Annotated in this window: 15 protein-coding genes; 5 read left to right on the top strand and 10 right to left on the bottom strand. The window is 70.3% G+C overall.

From position 1 onward, the window contains the following. Nucleotides 1-40: 40 nt before the first annotated feature. The 3 genes from ACVTJA_RS15515 (at nucleotide 41) to thrS (ending at nucleotide 3752) form a co-directional block, all read left to right on the top strand. A complete protein-coding gene (locus tag ACVTJA_RS15515; protein WP_465837150.1) occupies nucleotides 41-1903 on the top strand; it encodes an OPT/YSL family transporter in 1863 nt (620 codons plus the stop codon). A gap of 85 nt (nucleotides 1904-1988) precedes the next feature. After that, nucleotides 1989-2243 carry a hypothetical protein gene (locus ACVTJA_RS15510; RefSeq protein WP_465837149.1) on the top strand — a complete coding sequence of 85 codons (255 nt, stop codon included), beginning with the start codon at nucleotides 1989-1991 and terminating at the stop codon, nucleotides 2241-2243. Nucleotides 2244-2549: 306 nt separating this feature from the next. Then, nucleotides 2550-3752, top strand: a complete 1203-nt coding sequence (gene thrS, locus ACVTJA_RS15505; protein ID WP_465837148.1) for a threonine--tRNA ligase — start codon at nucleotides 2550-2552, stop codon at nucleotides 3750-3752. 146 nt (nucleotides 3753-3898) lie between these two features. Here thrS and ACVTJA_RS15500 read toward each other — a convergent pair whose 3' ends face one another. Continuing rightward, nucleotides 3899-5332, bottom strand: coding sequence for a DUF7151 family protein (locus ACVTJA_RS15500; RefSeq protein WP_465837147.1), 1434 nt, complete (start codon nucleotides 5330-5332; stop codon nucleotides 3899-3901). 401 nt (nucleotides 5333-5733) lie between these two features. Here ACVTJA_RS15500 and ACVTJA_RS15495 point away from each other — a divergent pair, with 401 nt between their 5' ends. Continuing rightward, nucleotides 5734-6138 (top strand): hypothetical protein, encoded by a 405-nt coding sequence (locus ACVTJA_RS15495; RefSeq protein ID WP_465837146.1) that lies wholly within the window; start codon nucleotides 5734-5736, stop codon nucleotides 6136-6138. 3 nt (nucleotides 6139-6141) lie between these two features. Here the strand turns inward: ACVTJA_RS15495 and ACVTJA_RS15490 are convergent, their stop codons facing one another. Further along, nucleotides 6142-6558: a CBS domain-containing protein gene (locus tag ACVTJA_RS15490; protein ID WP_465837145.1), complete on the bottom strand. Its 417-nt coding sequence runs from the start codon at nucleotides 6556-6558 to the stop codon at nucleotides 6142-6144. 209 nt (nucleotides 6559-6767) lie between these two features. Between ACVTJA_RS15490 and msrB the strand changes: the two genes are divergently transcribed. Then, complete coding sequence (msrB, locus tag ACVTJA_RS15485; RefSeq protein WP_465837144.1) at nucleotides 6768-7190, top strand: peptide-methionine (R)-S-oxide reductase MsrB; 423 nt, start codon at nucleotides 6768-6770, stop codon at nucleotides 7188-7190. Between the two features lie 45 nt (nucleotides 7191-7235). Here msrB and ACVTJA_RS15480 read toward each other — a convergent pair whose 3' ends face one another. The 8 genes from ACVTJA_RS15480 to ACVTJA_RS15445 form a co-directional block, all read right to left on the bottom strand. Beyond that, on the bottom strand, nucleotides 7236-7646 hold the full coding sequence (locus tag ACVTJA_RS15480; RefSeq protein WP_465837143.1) for a DUF2000 family protein: 411 nt from the start codon (nucleotides 7644-7646) through the stop codon (nucleotides 7236-7238). A gap of 4 nt (nucleotides 7647-7650) precedes the next feature. Next, nucleotides 7651-8070 carry a MarR family winged helix-turn-helix transcriptional regulator gene (locus ACVTJA_RS15475; RefSeq protein ID WP_465837142.1) on the bottom strand — a complete coding sequence of 140 codons (420 nt, stop codon included), beginning with the start codon at nucleotides 8068-8070 and terminating at the stop codon, nucleotides 7651-7653. A gap of 144 nt (nucleotides 8071-8214) precedes the next feature. Next, entirely contained in the window at nucleotides 8215-12120 is a 3906-nt protein-coding gene (gene purL, locus ACVTJA_RS15470; protein ID WP_465837141.1) for a phosphoribosylformylglycinamidine synthase, read from the bottom strand. Nucleotides 12121-12354: 234 nt separating this feature from the next. Next, nucleotides 12355-13560, bottom strand: a complete 1206-nt coding sequence (locus tag ACVTJA_RS15465) for an NAD-dependent epimerase/dehydratase family protein (protein WP_465837140.1) — start codon at nucleotides 13558-13560, stop codon at nucleotides 12355-12357. An 84-nt stretch (nucleotides 13561-13644) separates the two neighbouring features. Continuing rightward, nucleotides 13645-14928 carry a phospholipase C/P1 nuclease family protein gene (locus tag ACVTJA_RS15460; protein ID WP_465837139.1) on the bottom strand — a complete coding sequence of 428 codons (1284 nt, stop codon included), beginning with the start codon at nucleotides 14926-14928 and terminating at the stop codon, nucleotides 13645-13647. Nucleotides 14929-15005: 77 nt separating this feature from the next. Further along, nucleotides 15006-15845: a metal-dependent hydrolase gene (locus ACVTJA_RS15455; RefSeq protein ID WP_465837138.1), complete on the bottom strand. Its 840-nt coding sequence runs from the start codon at nucleotides 15843-15845 to the stop codon at nucleotides 15006-15008. A 32-nt stretch (nucleotides 15846-15877) separates the two neighbouring features. Further along, complete coding sequence (locus ACVTJA_RS15450) at nucleotides 15878-17392, bottom strand: hypothetical protein (RefSeq protein WP_465837137.1); 1515 nt, start codon at nucleotides 17390-17392, stop codon at nucleotides 15878-15880. Nucleotides 17393-17495: 103 nt separating this feature from the next. Then, nucleotides 17496-18872, bottom strand: a complete 1377-nt coding sequence (locus ACVTJA_RS15445; protein ID WP_465837136.1) for a DUF2079 domain-containing protein — start codon at nucleotides 18870-18872, stop codon at nucleotides 17496-17498. Between the last annotated feature and the right edge of the window lie 107 nt (nucleotides 18873-18979).

The raw sequence follows: 18979 nt of genomic DNA, 5'->3' as shown, positions 1-18979 counted from the left end.
GCGCGACAGTCGCGGAGAACGCCGCTACCCTGGAGGGCACATGGCACAGCCCGCTCCCCAGCGTCCCCTGCCCCCTGCTTCTCCCGACACATCCCCCTCCGTAGCCGTCCAGCAGCGCTTCGGCTGGCTGCCCGAGGTGGGCACGTGGAAGTACCACGCGCTCTTGAGTGCGGTGGCGCTCCTCATCCTTGGCCCGCTGGGCGGCATCGCCGCCTCGTACATGAACTTCAGCGTGGGCTTCTTCGTGGGCGGCCAGGTGCTGGCGGGCATCCTCGGCAGCGCCGTCACGTACGGCTACGGCGCGGAGGGCAAACACGGCGCCAACTACATGCAGACGATGGCCGCGTCGGTGGCCTCGCTGTGCGCCATGTCCGTGCTGATTCAATCCATGGTGTGGCTCGGCATGGAGATGCCACCCGCGTGGCACCTCATCCTCTTCGTCGGCTGCGTGGGCATGTTCGCCGTGGGCGTGGGCATGCTCTACACGCCGCTGCTCGTGGACAAGCTGCAGCTCGACTACCCGTCGGGACTGGCCGTCGCGAACATCCTCCGCGCGCTCACCGACAAGCGGCTGCTCAAAGTCTCCATCTCCAAGCTCGGCGGCGGCACGCTCCTGGGCGCGGTGACGGCGTGGCTGACGGAGAAGGTGGCCTTCGTCGGCGCCATCGGCACGAGCGCCGCCACGGTGGGCGCCGGCATGATTGTGGGCAGCCGCATCACCGTGCCCGCCATCGTCATGGCCGTCATCGGCAAGGCGCTGCTGCCCACCTTCCGCGAATTGGGCTGGCTGGGGCCCAGCGACCCGTTCCGCAAGATTGGCTTCCTGCTCGGGCTCGCGATGATTTGCGGCGCGGCGGCGGTGGACCTGTCGCTGCTCGCGGTGCAGGCGGCGGCGAAGATTCGCGCCCGTGCCGCTGAAGCTCCGGACCAGGAGGAGGAGGCCTGGAAGAAGGTCAACATGGGCCGGCTCGTGGCCTGGGTGGTGGGCTGGGGCGCGGCGACGCTGCTGGTGGGGACGGTGGTGCTGGGTCAGCCGCTGGGCTGGCTCCTCCTCGGCCTCGGGCTGGCGCTGCTGTTCGTGCTCATCAACGGAATCTCGTACGGCATCACCGACCAGAACCCCATCTCCAGCGCGTTCGTCATCTCCGTGATGCTGATGTCGCTGATGGGGCTGAAGAACCCGCTGGTGGGGTTGATGGGGGCCACGATTCTGCTCGTCTCCACCTCGGTGGGCGTGGACATGCAGCAGGACCGCTCCACCGGCTGGCGCCTGGGCACCAACCGCGTGCTCCAGTTCCGCTATCAGGTGCTCGGCGTCATCATGGGCGCGCTCCTGTGCGTGGGACTGGCGCGCGTGTTCATGGCGGCCTACCCCGCAATCACCATCAACCAGCTCGACAACCCCAAGGCCGAGGTGGGCCAGTGGGGCTCGGCCATGACGTACAAGCTGGTGGGCGCCATCCGCGGATTGGGCACGCTGTCGGATTCGACGGTGAAGCTGCTGCTCATCGGCCTCGCCATCGGCTTCGTCATCCAGGCGGTGCGCAAGGGCGTGCTGAGCCGGCCGGGCTACCAGCGCTTCGTGAAGGGCTCGCGCACGGGCTTCGTGGTGGGCTGGGTGATGGACGCGCTGCTGCTGTCGAGCCCGTATGCCTCGTCCTTCGGCGGCTTCGTGAACTTCCCGGCGGCGCTGTGGTTCGGCGCGGGCGGCATCTTCACCTCGGTGTGGAACACGCTGGCGCAGCGCGGCCAGAAGCCTCACGTCGCGGGCAGCCCCGGCCAGGGTGAAGCGCTTCCCGAGGACATGAGCAGTATGTCCCTCGTCGGCGGCGGCCTCATCGCTGGCGAGTCGCTCTTCTTCCTCATCGCCGGGATGATTGGACTGGTGTCACTGCTCGCGTGACACATCGCAGATACGAGACATGTCTGACATACATGGAAGACTGGGATAGCTTGAGCCGTCTCATTCAACCCGTCCGAGGTGTCTCGTGAAGAATGTCTTCGTCGCGGTCGCGGTGATGTTCAGTGTGTCCCTGCTGGGCTGTGGCGGGCCCGACGCCGAGGTCTCCGCCGAGGAGCCCACGCCGACGACCGAGGAGGTCTCCGCCAGCGCCGCGCTCAGGACGGACTGCGCGGATATCGACCTCAAGGCGTGTACCACCCAGGGCGCGACTGCGTTCTGCTACATGGTCGGCAGGCCCACGGTCTGCGCCTGCAACGGCACGTACTGGGTCTGTCCGTGACGTCCGGGGCCTCGGGTGCGAGCACCGGCCCGAGGCCCGCGGTTTCGTGACGCGAGGCCGCACGCCCCGGAGGGCGAGTTGACATTTTCGCGGCCAACCAGCAGTTATATCTCCGTGAGCTTCGTCATCTTCACCACCGCGACCACCACCACGACTCGCTTCGGCGGGCCTGGAACGGTGTGCGTCGCGTGGTGAGCTGACGAACGCACGGTTCCCTGCCCCGCCTTCTCCGGCCGGGGCAACCGTGCGCTCACTTCAGCGCTCCGTCCGGATGGGCTTTTCACCGCTTCCGAAACGGAGTTGCACATGCTCGACGAACACGACCACCGCTCACTGGGCCAGCGCCTGGACCTCTTCCACCTGCAGGAAGAGGCGCCCGGCATGGTGTTCTGGCACCCGCGCGGGTTGATGCTGTACCGGCTGCTGGAGGACCACGTCCGCCGGCGCATGCAGGCCGAGGGCTACCGCGAAGTCCGGACGCCGCAAATCTACGCCCAGCCGCTGTGGGAGCGCAGCGGCCACTGGGAGAACTTCCGCGAGAACATGTTCCTGGTGGAGGACGGCGAGCGTCACCTCGCCGTGAAGCCGGTGAGCTGCCCGGGCCACATCGAGCTCGTGCAGCGCATGGCGCCCAGCTACCGGGACTTGCCGCTGCGGCTGGGCGAGTTCGGCCTCGTGCACCGGAGCGAGCCGGGCGGCGCGTTGCACGGCCTGTTCCGCCTGCGCCAGTTCACGCAGGACGACGGCCACATCTTCTGCGCCGAGGAGCAGGTGCAGCAGGAGGTGGTCCGCTTCGTGCGTTCGCTCAAGCGCTTCTACGCGGACTTCGGCTTCGACGAGGTGCAGGTGGCCTTCTCCAGCCGCCCGGCCATGCGCGCCGGCAATGACGCGAGCTGGGACAAGGCCGAGGCGTGGCTGCTGGCCGCGGCGAAGGAGGCCGGACTGGAGTGCCTCATGCAACCGGGCCAGGGCGCCTTCTACGGGCCGAAGCTGGAGTTCGTCCTCAAGGACAGGCTCGGCCGCGCGTGGCAGTGCGGAACGATTCAGCTGGACCTCGTGCTGCCGGAGCGCTTCGACCTGCGCTACGTGGACGCGTCGGGGGCGCGCGTCCGTCCGGTGATGCTTCACCGCGCGCTGCTCGGCAGTCTGGAGCGCTTCATCGGCGTGCTGCTGGAGCACCATGGTGGCGCGCTACCGGCGTGGCTCGCCCCGGAGCAGGTGGTGGTGGCGTCCGTGGGTGAGGCCGCCGCGGACTACGCGGAGCGCTTCGCCGCCCGGCTGCGCGAGGCGGGCTGTCGTGCTCGCGCGGACGTCCGAGGTGAGTCGCTGTCGCGGAAGATTGTCGACGCGCACGGTGATGGTGCGCCGTGGCTGGTGGTGGTGGGCGCTCGCGAGGTGGAGGCTCGCGGCGTACGCCTGCGCCAGCGCGACGGCTCGCAGAAGGATTTGCCGTGGGACGACGCGGTCGCGGAGCTGGTGGCCGCGTGCCGTCCGGCGGAACACGCCTGAGCCGGGTGACGGCCCGCCCCTTTGCGGTGCGAAGGGGCGGGCTGTCCGTGAGACGTCAGCCTTCGGAAGACAGCGAGGCCGCGGGCTCGAGGCAGACCTACTCCGAGCCCCCGCAATCCATGAGGCGCGCGATCAGCGAGCCCTGGTCAGAAGAAGATCAGCTCCGGCCGGTCCGCCCGGATGTAGATGATGTCTCCCGCGGTGCCCGGCTCGGAGGCACCCGCAGTCCCCGGCTGCGCCGTCGAGCTCGTGCCATCTCCGCCATCGCCCGCGCTGGCGCCGCCACCACCGCCCAGCTCCTTCAGGGTGGTGGCCGTGCCCTCGACACTCGCCGCACCCGCTGGGCCGCCGTTCGCCTCGACCCTGCCGCCAGTAGCGATGGTGACCGGGACCTTGGAAATGAACTGGATGATGCCACCACCGCCGCCACCTCCTCCGCCGTACATGTGCCCCACCACCGGGTTGGAGCCCTTCCAGCCCTTGGCCCCCTCGCCTCCCTTGGCTTGAATCACACCGGAGTCCCCCACGGTGATGCTGTTGCCGGCGATGAGGCTGAGGACGCCGCCACCGCCACCGCCGCCGCCCGCCACGGGGGTCGGTGCTCCGGCGGGCCGATTGATGGTGGGAACGCTGTTGTTTATGCCCTGGCGGCCGTTCCCGTCGATGAAGCCGTTGATGATGATGTTGCCCCCTGCGGCGAGGATGAGTCGCCCGCCACCGTCGCCGCCGAGGATGTCGGGATTCGTCGTCGAGCGGTAGCCATTGCCGCCCCCCAACAGGTCGGCGCGTGAGACCAACGACGTGCGCCCCAGGTCCAGCCCCTTTCCACCCAGGTAGGTGTAGGAGGCGGACATGGCGATGCCCTTCTGCGACGGGTTGAGGGTCTGAATCGCGAAGTCGGGGCTGATGAAGATGTTCGCGCCCTTGGCGATGGTGATGTTTTCGGTCGCGCGAATCATCGTCCCGCTCGACACGATGAGCGTGCCTTCGATGGTCACGTTCCGGAACATCAGGTTGGCGCCAGCGGGCGAGAAGTTCCCGGCCTGGAAGTACCGCGGCGGACCGAAGGACTCGACCTTGAGGTCTCCCGCGGAGCCGTCGCCGAAGACCATCTCGAACGCCCCGGACACGCCCTGGGGCCCCTGCGCGCCTGTGTCTCCCTTGGGACCCTGAGGGCCCACGGAGCCCTGTGGCCCTGTCTCGCCCGTGTCTCCCTTGGGCCCCTGCGGGCCCACCTCGCCCACCTCGCCCCGGAGCCCCTGCGCGCCGTTGCAGAGGAACTTCGTCGCCGAGGCGTTCACCTCGTCTTTACCCAGCTCACCATCGCCGTTCGCGTCGACGCCGGTCTCCATCTTGACGCCGCCGAAACCGCAGTTGGCGCCCGCGGGCTCGGGCGTGGTGAGCAGCAGGGCGCTCAGTCCCTGTGGACCGGGAGGACCGCCCGCCGGCCCCGCGGGCCCCTGCGGTCCGATGGGGCCCTGGGGTCCAACGGGGCCCTGCGGCCCAACCGAGCCCTGGGGACCATCCGCGCCCGTCGAGCCCTTGCAGGCGGCGACGCCCAGGAGTCCTGCCGAGAGCACGGCTCGCAGCACATGTGTACGAAGAACCACTGTCGAAAGAGGGACGCGCATGACAACCCCCAGGTGGAAGACGCGTGCGGTCCGGGAGCGCCCCCGGACAGCGTGAGTCAGCAGGGTGCGGGGCCGCGCACACCGGAAGAAGGCGAGCGCGCATTCTGGCTCCATTCACCCGCCGGGCGCCAGCGTTCGCCGGTCCGTCATGTGGCCACCGCCTTCGCAGGCCCCCTTTCCCGTGCCTGCTCACATGAAACGGCATGGCATCAGTTTCACCACCCCTCCTGACGCAAGGCTCGAATGGTGGTTGGGAGTACGGGCATGGACCGCACGGGAAGCGCGCTGATGCCCCTGCACTCCGGCAAGGTGCCGGACTGGCTCCACACCCGCATGGCCCGGCTGGGCGCGTGCTGGTGCACGGCGCGCCCTACCGCTTCAGCGACCCGGCGCGCTTCTCCTTCGCGCAGGGCGGCAAGGACCGGCACCCCTACCCCGTGAAGCTGGAGGTGTACGACGCCACGCTGTGCGTGCTGCGCCACGCGGTGGACGCGGCGAAGCTGGGCCATGACGAGAAGCTCTCCGCCTTGCGCGAGCTGGACCGGCAGGCCCGCCGGCTGGAGGCCACCGCCACCGGCCCGAGCTTCGACGAGCTCATCCAGGAGGGCTGGGCCGCGGTGGAGGGCGAGGAGCTGCTGCCCACATGCGCTCCCGCGAGGACGACGGGGAAGCGCCCGGCCGTGCAGCAGGAACTGCCCGGGCTGGAGACACCGTCACGGCGCCCGCCCGCACGGAAGGCGGGCGGGCGGAAGTGAGCGTCAGGCCTGATGCATGCGGTCCATCACTGCGCTGGCGTACAGCATCTCCTCGGGCTCGGAGACCAGGTCATCCAGGCTGAGGAGGCCCACCGGCTGCCGCTGCTCATCGATGACGATGAGGCGGCGCACCATCTTGTCCTCCATCAACTGCTCGGCCTCCTCGAGCGACGCATCCGCATCGCAGGTGATGACGGCGGTCGTCATGATTTCGCGCACGGGGGTGGTGTTCGGATTCTGCCCCAGCGCGGTGCTGCGCACGGTGATGTCCCGGTCCGTCAGCATGCCCACCAGCTGCCCGTTTTCGACGACGGGCAGAGAGCCGATGTTGCAGGTGCGCATCCTCAGGGCCGCGGCGCGCACGGGCTCGCCCGCCTCGATGGTCTCCAGGTTCTTGGTCATCAAGTCGCCAATCCGCATGGGTGTGCCTCCTCCGCGAGCTGTCCCCTCTCCCCTACCGTGGGTGCCCCGGAGGCCGCGTGCTGGCCAGGGGGAGGAGAAGGGACGCGGAGCGGGCCAGTGGACAGCACGCCGCACTCCCGACTGCCCTCCAGGCGCGACGGCTTGGCAGGATGTGCATCTGAGTAATTCCCCGGGCCCTGACGGGCCCCGAAAGGAGCAATGACGGCATGGCGGACAAGCTGACCCTCAGCGACGAAGAGTGGCGCAAGCGCCTCACTCCCGAGGAGTACGACGTCCTCCGCAGGCACGGCACGGAGCGTCCCGGCTCGGGCTGCTTCCTGGGGACGAAGACGCCGGGCACCTATGTGTGCGCCGGCTGCGGCAACCCGCTCTTCAAGGCCGGAACGAAGTTCGAGTCCGGCACGGGCTGGCCGTCCTTCACCCAGCCGTTGACGGCGGACTCGGTGACGGAGGTGCAGGACGTCTCGTACGGGATGATTCGCACCGAGGTGCGCTGCGCGCGCTGTGACGGCCACCTGGGTCACGTCTTCCCGGACGGACCGCCGCCCACGGGCCTGCGCTACTGCATGAACTCCGTGGCCATGAAGCACGTGCCGGAAGGACAGCCGCTCCAGCTCGTGAAGGCCTGAGGCACGGCCCGGTCCACCCTCGCCTCCCCAGGCCCGGGTGGACCGTCACGGGTGGAGGACGAGCCCCTTGGTGAGCTTGTCCATCGCCTTCTTGCGGCCCCGGACGGCGAGGCCGACCAGGTTCAGGTCCTCGCTGTGCACGGCGCGCACCGCGGCCCGGTTGGCCTCGTCGTGCGGGGTGGCGAAGAGGTCCTCGGTGTAGATGCTCAGTTGCGTCTCGTCCGAGCCCACCGCCTTCGCGTACGCCTCCCGGAGCTGCTCGCGGGTGGCCTGGAAGATGAGGACGGGCTGCTTGAGCATCGGCCGGTAGCGCCGGCCGGACGCGTCCTCGTACGCCTCGCCCACGACTTCCGGCAGCGTGGCGATGCCGCTCACCGTGAAGGCCGTCACATTCAGGCGCTGCCACGCGAGCAGGTCGTCTCGGAGCAGCACGGCAATCTTCGTATCGAATTGCATGGCGTCACCTCTCCTGGCCCAGCTTCGCCAGCAGCTCCCGGAGCTTCTGCGCGTCCCGGGGGCCCAGGCGGGCGAAGACCTTCTCGTTCATCTCGTCCATCTCCCGGTCCAGGGGCGCCTGGAGCGCGCGGCCGGCGCGCGTCAGGTAGAGCCGGTTGACGCGGCGGTCCTCCGGGTCGGCCCGCCGCTCGATGAGCCCTGCGCCGCTCAGCCGGTCGATGAGGCCCGTCACCGTGGCGCTGTCCAGCACCAGCCGCTCGCCGATGCTGGCCCCACTCTGGCCGTCCTGCTCCCAGAGCACCTTCAGCACCGCGTACTGCGGCGGCGTCACCCCGAACTCCGCCAGCCGGCGCTTCGCCTCCTGGTTGAGCTGCTGGTACGCCTTCCCGGCGAGGAAGTTGATGCACTCCTCGATTCGCTCCATGCCCGCTCCCTCGGAACCGCTCGTAGACAAATATCTAGTGTGCTAGATATTCGTGCGCAAGGGGACCTGACATACCCCTGAAACTGAAGATGCCCCGCCTCTTCCGAGACGGGGCATCCGAACAGTCAGCCGCTGGCGCTCAGCTCAGCCCAGCCAGGCGCGGGCGTTGCGGAACATGCGCATCCAAGGCCCATCGTCGCCCCACTCGCGCGGGCGCCACGAGTGCTGCACGGAGCGGTGCACGCGCTCCGGGTGCGGCATGGTGATGGAGAAGCGCCCGTCGCGCGTGGTGAGCCCGGCGATGCCGTACGGCGAGCCGTTGGGGTTCGCCGGGTACACCGGCGTCACCTGGCCGTGGTTGTCCACGTAGCGCGTGGTGACGAAGCCCAGCCCGTTGACGCGCGCGGCCTCCGTGTCGCTCGGGAACTCCGCGCGGCCCTCGCCGTGCGAGGCGACGATGAGCATCCGGCTGCCGGCCATGCCCTTGTAGAAGAGCGACGGCGTGTCGGACACCTCCACCGTCACCAGGCGCGCCTCGAACTGCTCCGAGGCATTGCGCACGAAGCGGGGGAAATGCTCCGCGCCCGGAATCATGTCCTTCAGCTGCGCCATCATCTGGCAGCCGTTGCACGCGCCCAGGCCGAAGCTGTCCTTCCGCGCGAAGAAGTCCGCGAACGCGTCCCGCGCGCGCGGGTTGAAGAGGATGGACTTGGCCCACCCGCCGCCCGCGCCCATCACGTCTCCGTAGGAGAAGCCGCCGCAGGCCATGATGCCGTGGAAGTCCTTCAGCGACACGCGCCCGGAGAGGATGTCGCTCATGTGGACATCCACCGCCATGAAGCCGGCGCGGGTGAAGGCCGCCGCCATCTCCTGCTGGCTGTTGACGCCCTGCTCACGCAGCACCGCCACCCGGGGCCGCGCGCCCTTGGCGATGTACGGCGCGGCCACGTCCTGCGTCGGGTCGAAGGTCAGCTTCGGGGACAGGCCCGGGTCCGCCGCGTCGCACTTCGCCGCGTACTCCTGCTCCGCGCAGACGGGGTTGTCGCGCAGCAGCTGCATCTCGTAGCTGACGCGAGACCAGGTGCGGCGCAGGGCCAGGGTGCCCTCCACCAGCTTCGCGTCGCCGTGGCGCACCCGCACCTCCAGCGCCGCCGTGGGCCGGCCCACCTCATGGCAGTGCGCCGCGAGGCCGTGCTGCCCCAGCACCTCGCGCACGCGCGCCACGTCGGCCGCGCGCACCTGCACCACCGCGCCCAGCTCCTCGTTGAAGAGCGCCGACACCGCGTCGCCGCCCAGTGAGGTCAGGTCCACGTCCACGCCGCAGTGGCCCGCGAAGGCCATCTCGCACAGCGTGGCCCACAGGCCGCCGTCGGAGCGGTCGTGGTACGCGAGCAGCTTCCCGTCCGCGTTGAGCGCCTGCACCGCCGAGAAGAAGCCCTTCAGCAGCGCCGCGTCCTCGACGTCCGGGCACTCGGGGCCCACCTGCCCGTAGACGTGCGCCGCCACCGAGCCGCCCAGCCGCTGCTTCCCGCGCGCCAGGTCCACGAACAACAGCCGCGTGTCCTGCGCCACGTCCACGAGCTGCGGCGTGAGCGACTGCCGCACGTCCAGCACCGGGGCGAAGGCGGAGACGATGAGCGACACCGGCGCCGTCACCGCCTTGCGCGCGCCGTTCTCCTCCCAGACGGTGCGCATGGACATGGAGTCCTTGCCCACGGGAATGGTGAGGCCGAGCGCCGGGCACAGCTCCATGCCCACCGCCTGCACGGCGGCGAAGAGGTTGGCGTCCTCACCCGGGCTGCCCGCCGCCGCCATCCAGTTGGCGGAGAGCTTCACGTCCGGCAGCTTGCCGATGCGCGCCGAGGCGATGTTCGTAATCGCCTCACCCACCGCCATGCGCGCGGAGGCCGCCGCATTCACAATCGCGAGCGGCGTGCGCTCGCCCATGGACATGGCCTCGCCGGTGGTGCTCGTCACGGTGGACAGCGTCACCGCGCAGTCCGCCACGGGCACCTGCCACGGGCCCACCATCTGGTCCCGGCTGACGTGACCGGACACCGTGCGGTCGCCGATGGTGATGAGGAAGGACTTGTCCGCCACCGTCGGGTGGCCCAGCACGCGCTCGGCGAGGTCGCGCAGGGACACGTCCAGCTTCAGCGGCGGCAGCGCCAGCGGGCGGGACGTCACGTCGCGGTGCATGCGCGGCGGCTTGCCGAACAGCACGTCCATGGGCAGGTCGATGGGCGCAGCCTTGAGCTGCGAGTCCGACAGCGTCAGCACCTGCTCCGCCGTGGCGTCACCCAACACCGCGAAGGGCGCGCGCTCGCGCTCGCACATCGCGGCGAAGAGGGACAGGTCCTCCGGGGCCACGCCGAGCACGTAGCGCTCCTGCGCCTCGTTGCACCAGATTTCCACCGGCGCCATGCCGGGCTCGGCGTTGGGCACGTTGCGCAGCTCCAGCCGGCCGCCCAAATCATTGTCGTGCGCCAGCTCCGGCACCGCGTTGGACAGGCCGCCCGCGCCCACGTCGTGGATGGAGCGGATGGGGTTGGCATCGCCCAGCGCCCAGCAGCGGTCGATGACCTCCTGGCAGCGCCGCTCCATCTCCGCGTTGTCACGCTGCACGGAGGCGAAGTCGAGGTCCGCCGCGCTCGCGCCCTGCGCCATGGAAGACGCCGCGCCGCCGCCCAGGCCGATGAGCATGGCCGGGCCGCCGAGGACGATGAGCTTGTCGCCCGGCTGGAGGCGGCCCTTCTTCACGTGCCCCTCGCGGATGTTGCCGAGACCGCCGGCAATCATGATGGGCTTGTGGTAGCCGCGCACCTCCACGCCCTGCGGCGTGGGCACCTGCGCCTCGAAGCTGCGGAAGTAGCCGGCGAGGTTGGGACGGCCGAACTCGTTGTTGAAGGCGGCGCCGCCGAGCGGACCGTCAATCATGATGTCCAGCGCGGAGACGATGCGCTCGGGCTTGCCGTAGGGCTGCTCCCACGGGCGCTCGAAGCCGGGGATGCGCAGGTGGCTGACGGTGAAGCCGGTGAGGCCCGCCTTCGGCTTCGCGCCGCGGCCGGTGGCGCCCTCGTCGCGAATCTCTCCGCCCGCGCCGGTGGCGGCGCCAGGGAAGGGAGAAATCGCCGTCGGATGGTTGTGCGTCTCGACCTTGATCATGATGTGGGCCGGCTCGCGCACGGAGCCCCACTCACCCGTCTCCGGATGGGGAAAGAAGCGGTCCACCTCGAAGCCCGCGATGACGGCGGCGTTGTCCTTGTACGCGGACAGCACGCCCTCCTTGTTGAGGGCGTAGGTGTTCTTGATGGCCTGGAAGAGCGAGCGCTCCTGGGGCTTGCCGTCGATGGTCCACGACGCGTTGAAGATCTTGTGCCGACAGTGCTCGCTGTTGGCCTGCGCGAACATCATCAGCTCGACGTCGGTGGGGTTGCGCTTCAGCTCGGTGAAGCGCGCCACCAGGTAGTCGATTTCGTCCTCGGCCAGGGCGAGGCCGAGGTCGCGGTTGGCGTTGGCCAGCGCCGCGCGGCCGCCGCCGAGCACGTCCACCGTGGTGAGGGGCCGGGGCGTGTGCGCCTCGAAGAGGACGGCGGCGTCCTCCAGGCGCGCCATCACCGCCTGCGTCATCCGGTCATGCAGCACCGGCGCGAGGCGCTGCCACTCATCGGGCTGGAGCGCGCGGCCGTCGGGGCCGGCCACGAAGTACGAGACACCGCGCTCCATGCGGCGGACCTTGTCGCCCAGACCGCAGTTGTGCGCGATGTCGGTGGCCTTGGAGGACCAGGGGGAGATGGTGCCCGGGCGGGGCACCACCAGCAGCAGGCTGCCCGCCCGCTCTCCCGCGGCCACGCGGGGCCCATACTCGAGGAGGCGGCCGAGGGTGGCCTGCTCACCCTCGGAGAAGGGCGCCGAGGCGTCGATGAAGTGCACGAACTCCGCGTAGACGGACGACACGGAGGGCACCTGCTCGCGGCACCGGGCAAGGAGCTTGGCGAGCCGGAAATCAGAGAGGGCCGGAGCCCCACGCAGGATGTGCATGCTGGACATGGGAATGGGTTGGCTCTGGGTAACAGCCGGGCCGTCCTTATCACTGTGCGTCGAGGCGGCGAGGGAAGAGTTGCCGCCAGGTCGCACGCTGTACGGACGGACAGGAGCCAACGTGGGAGCAGCCCGCACGTCGGCGCCTGCACGGCGCACGTGACAGTCCGGAAAGCGCCGTGAGAGAGCCCCCGCCATTCCCATGGACCGGGGGCCCCTGTTCGTGCTTCTCGCGACGCGCCGCTACCCGCCCTTGCCGGACGCGGACGAAGCAGGAGCTGGCGCTGCGGGCGCGCTCTTGCCGTCCTTCGCCTTGGCCCACAACGCGAGCAATTCCGCCTCGCGCTCCGGCGGCAGGCCCGCGCGCATCTTCGCGCGGCGCTCCTCGGGGAGGCTCTTGAAGTACGCCAGCGTGTCGCGGACGGTGATGTCCACCGGGCGGAACTTGAGCCCCGTCTTCACGGCCTTCGCGTTGCTGCGCCGGTGCGTGCCCGCGGAGTTGCCCGTGGGTGGCATGTAGATGGGGAGCCGCATATCGCCCGTCTCGCCCTGCTTCTCCAGCCAGTCCGCGGGAATCCACGTCAGCTTCGTGTCCTTGCCCGACACCTGCCGGCACGTGTCGAGCATGGCCCCCATCGTCCACGCATGCCCCGGGCCCACGGCGTTGAAGATGCCCGTCGTGTTGCCCTCGATGAGGAGCACCAGCCACTCGGCCAGGTCACGCACGTCGATGATTTGCAGCGGGTCGTTCGGCGTTCCTGGCGCGAGCATCTCCCCGCCCTTGTCGAAGCGCACCGGCCAGTACGTGAAGCGGTCCGAGCGGTCCTCGGGGCCAACGATGTAGCCCGGACGGATGTTGGCGACGCGGCCCGGCAGCGCGGCCTCGGCGGCTTCTTCGCAGAGCCGCTTGAGGGCGCCGTAGAACTCGTACTCCTTGCCCATCGTCTCCAGCGTGGGGTCGGCCATGGTGGCGGTGGGGCCGCTCTCGTCCTCGCCGGGCGTCTTGTCGCTGGCGTACGCGGAGACGCTGGAGATGAAGAGGTACTGCTTCACGTTGGGCGCGAGCAATTCCGCCGAGGCCTTGACGAGGCGCGGGTAGTAACCAGACGTGTCCACCACCGCGTCGAACTTGCGGCCCTCGAGGGCCTTGAGCCCCTCGTCCTTGTTCGGGTCCCGGTCGCCGCGCAGCTTCTCCACGTTGGGGAAGAGCTCCGGGCGCGTCTTGCCGCGGTTGAACAGCGTCAGCGAGTGCCCGCGCGCCTGCGCGGCCTGCACCACGGCGGGACCGAGAAAGCCGGTGCCCCCGAGGATGAGGATCTTCTTCTTCGCGCCCTTCGGCGCGGGGGTGGCACCCTTGCCGCCGGACGCGGCCAGGGCTTCGGGACCGAGCGCGAGCAGCGACGCGCCCGCGACGGAGTACTGCAGGAACTTCCTGCGTGAAGAGGACATGTGTGGCGGCTCCTGGGGACTTGGAGCGCTCGGGGGGGAGCAGGCAGGGAACCGCGCGCCCGGAATTCCATTCCCGGCCTTCGACTACCTGTCCCCCAGGGCGATGCCGAAGCCCACCGTCCACGTGACGCCGTGCGCCCAGGATGCGCCAAAGGGACGCACGCCCTGGTACAGCACCTCGGTGCTGGCGACGAAGGGCCCGCCGAGGGACGCATGCGCCCGCAGTCCCACCGGAACACCGAGCCGCGAGCCGCCCTCCCACGAGAACAGGCCCAGGCCCACGGTGGCCCGCAGGTCCACCCCAAACGAGTATCCCGGCCGCCATGCCCACAGCGGCGGCGACTGCACGGCCAGCGCCCACCCGCCGCGCCCCCCACGCGTCCAGTCCACCGAGAGCGTCAGCGCATGCGGCAGCGGGAGCGCGGCGCGAAGGCCCGCGATGGGCGCCGTGCCTCGCGAGTCCCGGGCCATGCCTCCGAGTGCCTGCAACGACAGCTCGGGAGGAGGCCGGAAGCCGAGCAGCGACAGGCGCGGCGAGCCCGGGGCGGACACCTCCTCGAAGCGCGCCGCGGCCCACACGAGGAAGGCGCGCACGTAGGCCACCGCGCTGGAGGCCCGGGCATCGACGAAGGCCTCGACGCTCGCAGAGTCCACCTCGTGCATGTGGCCCTGCCAGCGGACCTGCGATTGGCCGAAGACGTTGCCCACCGCGCCGTAGACGCCGAAGGTCCCCGGGCTGCGTGCATCCGGCTCGGTCCAGAAGGCACTCCACGGAATCGCCGTGCCGTCGCGGGCGGTGAGGGATTGCGTGCGCACCGCGTCCAGCGTCTCGCGCGCGAGTGCCACCTGTGCGTCACCGCCGGAGAGCGGAGCCACTTCGCGAGGCTGCATGCGGGATAGAGCAGCGCCGAGACCGTGCGCCTCGAAGCCATCTCCCAGGCTGTGCATCACCGGCACCACGTGAGGCGGCGAGGCCATGTCCTCGATGTGGTGCGCGAGGTGGCCCGCACGGTCCCAGGCGCGAGCCATGTCACCGTGGCGCGCGGCCTCCAGCGCCTCGTCCCACAGGGCCCGCACGCGCGCGTCCGAGCCCTCGCGTGGCCCCGAGTGAACGCTCCCCTCCGGCCGGTAGAAGTGGTGCCAGCCCAGCCACTTCACGTGGAGGTTCAGGTCCTCCGCGGTGGCCCCGTGCAGCACGGCCTCGCGGTGTTCCTTCAGTCGCGCGCCGCTTCCCGAAGCCACGGCCGCATCCAGCGCGGCCGCGGTGAGCGCGCGGTGGTCCTCCACGGAGAAGGCCTCCGCGCGGGGCGCGAGACCCACGGCCAGGAGAAGTGCAGAGGCGAGGAGGAATCGGGTCACACAGCGCATCGTAGAGCATCGGAACGCGCGCCCGCGTCCCGGCGTTCCCTCGATGCCTGCCCGCACATCATGCTTGCCGCCCTGCCCTACGCCGCCTCCGCGCCGGGCTCGTCGAAGCGCGCGAGGTACGCCCGCGCGAGGTGCAGGTTGTCGTTCTGCAGCGGGTGGAAGGACGGCCGCAGGTACTGCTTCAGCCCCCGCCACAGCACGCGCACCAGCACCGGGTCCTTCTTGTGACCCTTGCGCAGCTCGCGCAGCACGCCCATCCAGCCCAGCCCGGGCTCCTGCCGCAGCAGCGTCACCGTGGCCACGAACCACAGGCCGAAGAGGGCCAGCGTCCCGCAGAACATCCCCGCGATGCGCAGCGCGTAGCCCGGGGCCACCTTGCGGAGCACGTCGAAGGCCACGGACTTGTGCTCGATTTCCTCCGCCGCGTGCCACTCGATGAGCTGCTGCATCGCCGGGTGGCCGTCCGCGAACACGCCCAGCGTCAGCGTGTGCTCGCTCATGACAGCGGTGTAGTGCTCCAGCGCGGCCGTCATCGCCAGGCGCAGCGGCGGCGGAAAGTACGGGTCGATGAATCCCCACACGAGCCGCTGGTACGCCGTCATGAAGCCGGAGACTTTGTATCCCTGTGACTCCAGCAGCTCGATGTACGCCTGATGCTCGCGGGAGTGCTTGCCCTCCTGCGCGAAGAAGGCCTTCACCTGGGCGCGCAGCTCCGGCGCATCCTCCAAGCGGTCCAGGTAGTGGTTGACGCTGCGGACGAAGAAGCGCTCCCCCTGGGGAAAGAGCATGTTGAGCCCGTTCCACAGGTGCGTGGAGCCGAGCCCGTTCTTGTGCCACTGGCGGGGGAAGCTCGCGTCGAAGGTGAACTTGAGGTGGGGGCGCGGGCGGATGCGCCCGGCGTCAGGCGGGGGGACCATGGGGGACTCTTGCTTCGGAAGGCCAGGAGGGTTCAAGGGAGGACCGGCCCGGCGGTTCTTGCCCGACGGGTCGCCTCCGGAGCGAGCGCTGCGCGGAAGGCGCTGAGCCGCTCGCGAGAGTTGAAGTGGCCGCTGCCCGCGACGGAGGCGAAGAAGCGCTTGCGCACGCCCGAGGGCGTCACGCACAGCACCTCCGTCACGCAGAGGGCCACGCCGCCTCCCACCGCGGGGAGCGGGCGCATGGTGTTGAAGTACAGCGGCGGGAAGCGCGCCAGCGCCGCCTCGTCCTCCACCACCAGCGTCGACTTGGACAACAGCGCGTTGCCGCACATCGCCGTGGCCACCTGCCGCAGCGCGGGGGTGTACGCGAAGCTGTGCGTGGTGAGCGACGGCATCCACCAGGGCAGCGACGGCGAGTAGAGCGTGGAGAAGACGTCCTCCAGCACCCCGCCCTCGTGCCGCGTCCGGTCCAGCAGCGAGGACACACGCTCCGGCGTCACCGCGCCCTCGCGCGTGCGCGCCGGCACCACGGCGATGCGGATGCGCCGCCAGTCCCGCTCCACCGAAACCGGCGCGTCCGGCAGCACCGGCACCAGCAACGTCGGGTTGTCGCAGGGAATCAGTCCCTCCGAGGAGCGCTCCAACGCCTCCAGCACCGCGCAGCACAGGTTGCGGAAGTCGAGCCGCTCCGGCAGCTCCACGCGCAGCATCGGCGAGGGCTCGCCGGGGCCGGTGAGCCACTCGCCCTCATCCCCACCGGCCGCCCGCCGGGGCAACCCCGGAGAGATTGCGCGCGACACGTCGAGCATCGCCGTGCCGTCCATGACGAGGTGGTCGAAGCCCAGCTCCAGCGAGCCCGTCGTCGCGTCCACGCGCGCGCCCAGCCACGCGCCCGAGGCCAGCAGATGGGACGTCCACGCGCTGTCACCTCGCGACGCGCGGTCCACCAGCACCTGCGGGCGCAGGCCGTCGCGCCGGGCCTCCGACAGCGAGCACACCGGAGCCCGCGCCAGTTGCGCGGCCACCGCCTCCGGCGTCAGCGCCGCGTCCTCCAGCGGCAGCCGCACCACCTGGAGGCCACCGCCCTCATGCGTGACGGCGGCGGTGAGCGTGCTGGTGTCGGACACGGGCTGGCGCGCGTCGAAGCCCTCGCGGCCGAGCTCCGCCACCCACACGTCCGTGGGCTGGTTGTACCCGCGCCTCCGATTGTCCCGGTGCCAGCGCGCCACACGGGACAGCAGCGCGGAGGTCCACGTGCCGTCCGTGGTGTCCACGCCCAGCGGCTGCACCGTCACCATGATGCGGCGCGAGCGGGGCTCGGTGGACAGGAAGCGCTCCCATGTCGTCAGCGCCGGCACCACGCCGGACTCGCGCCGCGGAGGGAAGAGGCGCTGCCAGCCGTCGCAGAACCGCACCAGCGTGGACAGCGCCTGGCGCGCCACCGGGTGGAAGTGGGGGAACTTGTACGCCATGGCCGCGTGCACCCGTGCGAGGACGTCCACGTCGCGGGGCGCAGCTCGGGGAAGGAGGGGGCCGGAACCGTCCATGTCGCACGTCCGTGAGGGGCCAGCGGGGGATGACCCACAACATCGGTTCCGTACTCTACCGGACAGAGGACCTGTCCGGTCGCGTCAAATCGTGAATTCTCTGTCAGGGCATGTCGGAGAAGCGGCCCCGAGCGAGGAAGACGTGCCCGTCGTCGATGAGGACTTCGGCGCCCTCCGTGGCGCGCCACCGGGCGATGAGCGCGGAGATGTGCTCGGGACTCACCGGCCAGACGTCGCCGCGCCCCGGCGTCTCCACCAGCACCCAGTCGTAGGTGAGCGTCCCCTCGCCCTGGGGCCCGCCCACCGCGTAGACCTCGTCGCGAGAGGCCAGCGGCGTGACGAGCTGGCCGCCCAGCAGCGCCTTCCCCTCACGGTGCGTGGACAGGTACTCCACGCCGCGCCGCACGCTGGCCAACCGCTCCGCATCCCCCGGACATGTGGACGGGAAGGTGGACGGCGACGCCAGCGTGCGCACCAGGGGCCGGAGGTTGCTCTCGTTGGTGGTGACGAGCAGCACGCCCGTCAACGCCAGCACCCACGCGGGCGGACGGCGCGCGAGCAGCAGCGGCACCAGCGCCACCACCAGCGCGGCGATGAGGGGCGCGCCGTACTGGTGACGCCACGCCATGCCCAGGAAGCGGATGCCCAGCATGGGCAGCAGCACCAGCATCCACTTCCAGTCGGGCCTCAGCTTCTCGCGCCAGGCCCAGATGCCCACCGGGACGAACAGCAGCAGCAGCGTGCCCACGCGCGACAGCTGCCGCGAGGCGAAGCGCTCCGCCAGGAACGGACCGAGCCCCGCCTGCATGCCGTTCTTGAGCCGCGCGGTGTAGTCCACCACGGGCCCGAAGCGGGGCCGCACGCCGATGACGAAGCCGAGCCAGGCCACCGACAACACCGCCACACCCACCGCCAGTCGCCGGTCTCCACGCAGCCACAGCGCCACGGCGAGCATGATGCCCACGTAGGGGAACTCTTCCTTGCAGGCGAACAGCAGCAGCAGCGACGCCACCAGCAGAGCGTTCTTCCGGAAGTGGAAGGCGAGCCCCAGCACGATGAGCGGCAGCATGGACCACGTGGTGGGGTGGATGGGGTACATCACCGCATCCATGGCCATGGGGCTCAACAGCAGCAGCGAGCACAGCAGCGCCGTGGACACCCCATCCAACAGGCCGCGCACGTGGAGCCACAGCAGCGGCACCGTGGCGAGCAGCACGAAGATGACCTCCGCCAGGAGGCCGGCCCACATCGGCGACAGCACCTCGACGAGCGGCCGGGCCAGCCACAACACCGGGTCGAAGTGGTCGTTGAAGACGCGAATCTGCCGCGCGCTGAGCCACGGGTTCACGTCGTCCAGCGACAGCCGCGCCAGCGCCTGCGTGTAGATGCCCAGGTCGTAGTGCGAGAAGCAGACGTGCGAGGCCTGGAGCCAGACGGGCACCACGACGAGCCCGACCCAGAGGATGAAGGGGAGCGCCACACCCAGCACACCAGCCACGCGCCGCGCGCGTCCGGCTCCGGGTTCAACAACATTGGGGGTCATGGTTCGCGAGTTCGACGATGCAGGAGCGGAACCGGCTCCTACCA

It is taken from the genome of Pyxidicoccus sp. M6 (genome assembly GCF_055568925.1).
Note: the sequence above shows the minus strand (reverse complement) of the source record. Positions and strands in the feature narration are given on the sequence as shown.

What these genes read in the sequence shown, in the direction of transcription:
- ACVTJA_RS15515 (WP_465837150.1), top strand. Translation starts at nt 41, where the DNA reads ATGGCACAGCCCGCTCCCCAGCGTCCCCTGCCCCCTGCTTCTCCCGAC.
- thrS (WP_465837148.1), top strand. Translation starts at nt 2,550, where the DNA reads ATGCTCGACGAACACGACCACCGCTCACTGGGCCAGCGCCTGGACCTC.
- ACVTJA_RS15490 (WP_465837145.1), bottom strand. Translation starts at nt 6,558, where the DNA reads ATGCGGATTGGCGACTTGATGACCAAGAACCTGGAGACCATCGAGGCG.
- msrB (WP_465837144.1), top strand. Translation starts at nt 6,768, where the DNA reads ATGGCGGACAAGCTGACCCTCAGCGACGAAGAGTGGCGCAAGCGCCTC.
- ACVTJA_RS15480 (WP_465837143.1), bottom strand. Translation starts at nt 7,646, where the DNA reads ATGCAATTCGATACGAAGATTGCCGTGCTGCTCCGAGACGACCTGCTC.
- ACVTJA_RS15475 (WP_465837142.1), bottom strand. Translation starts at nt 8,070, where the DNA reads ATGGAGCGAATCGAGGAGTGCATCAACTTCCTCGCCGGGAAGGCGTAC.
- purL (WP_465837141.1), bottom strand. Translation starts at nt 12,120, where the DNA reads ATGTCCAGCATGCACATCCTGCGTGGGGCTCCGGCCCTCTCTGATTTC.
- ACVTJA_RS15465 (WP_465837140.1), bottom strand. Translation starts at nt 13,560, where the DNA reads ATGTCCTCTTCACGCAGGAAGTTCCTGCAGTACTCCGTCGCGGGCGCG.
- ACVTJA_RS15460 (WP_465837139.1), bottom strand. Translation starts at nt 14,928, where the DNA reads ATGCGCTGTGTGACCCGATTCCTCCTCGCCTCTGCACTTCTCCTGGCC.
- ACVTJA_RS15455 (WP_465837138.1), bottom strand. Translation starts at nt 15,845, where the DNA reads ATGGTCCCCCCGCCTGACGCCGGGCGCATCCGCCCGCGCCCCCACCTC.
- ACVTJA_RS15450 (WP_465837137.1), bottom strand. Translation starts at nt 17,392, where the DNA reads ATGGACGGTTCCGGCCCCCTCCTTCCCCGAGCTGCGCCCCGCGACGTG.